Origin of the sequence: Lachnoclostridium phytofermentans (assembly GCF_000733755.1) — a bacterium.
GTDB classification, from domain to species: domain Bacteria; phylum Bacillota; class Clostridia; order Lachnospirales; family Lachnospiraceae; genus Lachnoclostridium; species Lachnoclostridium phytofermentans_A.
Genome location: NZ_JPOF01000004.1, coordinates 10,001 through 11,803 on the forward strand (window position 1 = coordinate 10,001; position 1,803 = coordinate 11,803).

General features: G+C 32.6%; 2 pseudogenes (1 of these 2 running past the window's edge). Both read left to right on the plus strand.

The features are described from left to right. Nucleotides 1–814, plus strand: a pseudogene (locus CC92_RS23510) (coenzyme F420-0:L-glutamate ligase); it begins 378 nt to the left of the window's first position. A gap of 328 nt (nucleotides 815–1,142) precedes the next feature. Beyond that, nucleotides 1,143–1,803 (plus strand): annotated as a pseudogene (locus tag CC92_RS21035) (hydroxylamine reductase); the annotation flags it as partial.

Consider the following 1,803-nt stretch of genomic DNA (forward strand, 5'->3'; position numbering starts at 1 on the left):
CAATTAGATGAAGCTGGTGTAAATCCATATAGCGACGTACTTACTTTAGAACGTTATCGAGAGCTATTTGGAGAGAATAAGCACCCATTTACCGGTGTTGATTATGTAGACTACTACTCCTCTATTATTAAAAATGCTGGGGCTGATGTAGAAATCATCTTCTCTAACCAGCCAAAGACTATTTTAGAATATACAAAAAATGTACTTACTTGTGATATCCACACCAGAGTAAGAACAAAGAGAATCTTAACTAATGCTGGTGCTCAAAATGTTATTGGATTAGATGATATTTTGAATTCACCCAATCGATGGTAGTGGCTATAATGAAAAATTCGGTTTATTAGGATCCAATAAATCCACGGAAGATCAAATTAAGCTATTCCCAAGAGAATGTTTCGATCTTGTTCAGGATATACAAAAACAAATCAAGGAGAAAACTAATCGCCATGTAGAGGTTATGGTATATGGTGATGGTGCATTTAAAGATCCTGTAGGTAAGATCTGGGAGCTTGCTGATCCTTGCGTATCTCCAGCCTACACGGAAGGCTTAGAAGGTACTCCAAATGAAGTAAAACTAAAGTATCTCGCAGATAATGATTTTAAAAATCTATCTGGTGATGCATTAAAAGATGCTATTTCCGAGAGAATTAAACATAAAGAAGATAATTTAGTTGGTAATATGGCAAGTCAGGGTACCACTCCACGACGTCTAACCGATCTTATCGGCTCACTTTGTGACCTAACTTCTGGTTCTGGTGACAAAGGAACTCCAGTCGTATTAATCCAGGGATATTTCGACAATTATACAAACTAAGAACTAACCCTATATAACTTCAAAAAGACTAGTAAGTTGCTACTGCATAACTTACTGGTCTTTTTTTATTTATAATTTATATAATTATCTATGTTCTGAGCTTATTCCTTTATGATTCAAGGATATTCTTTTATGATTTAAGCTAATTCCTCTATGATTTAAACTTATTCCTCTATGATTTAAACTTTTTACTTTATGATTTAACTTATTGATTTTTCAAAAATTAATAATAATTATATTTTTGTTGTAAAAACAACAGATTTTAATCTATCATCCAATACAATAAAGGCATAGCAACTAGAAATTAATTAAAAAGGAGAGATAAAATATGAATCAAATGTTTTGTTTTCAATGTCAAGAAACTGCAGGAAATAAAGGCTGTACCCTTAATGGTGTCTGCGGTAAAACTGCTGCCCTAGCAAATATGCAAGATTTACTTATCTACGTAACAAAAGGATTATCTGAGGTAACAACAAAACTTCGTTTCGAAGGTAGAAACATTTTGCCAGAAGTTAATCACTATATAACATTAAATCTTTTTACAACTATAACAAACGCAAATTTTGATGATGAAGTTTCTATCAAAGAGTAAAAGAAACCTTAGCTATAAAAGAAAATTTAATCAATCAGTTAAATAATAAAGAAAATCTATCCGAAGCTGCCCTTTGGACTTTAACAGTAGATAGCACAAAGGAAGAAATCGAATCCATGATTGCAAAGTCCAATTCAGATGAAGTCGGAGTATTAGCAACCAAAGAAGAAGACGTTCGTTCATTACGTGAATTAATTACTTATGGTTTAAAGGGTCTTTCTGCTTATGTAAAACATGCAAATGCTTTAGGCTATGATGAAGAGACTATTGCTATCTTTATGCAGGAAACCTTAGCTAAGTTACTTGATGATACTTTAACTGTGGATGAGTTAATTGGATTAACAATGGAAACAGGTAAATTTGGTGTAGATGGAATGGCATTACTTGATAAAGCAAA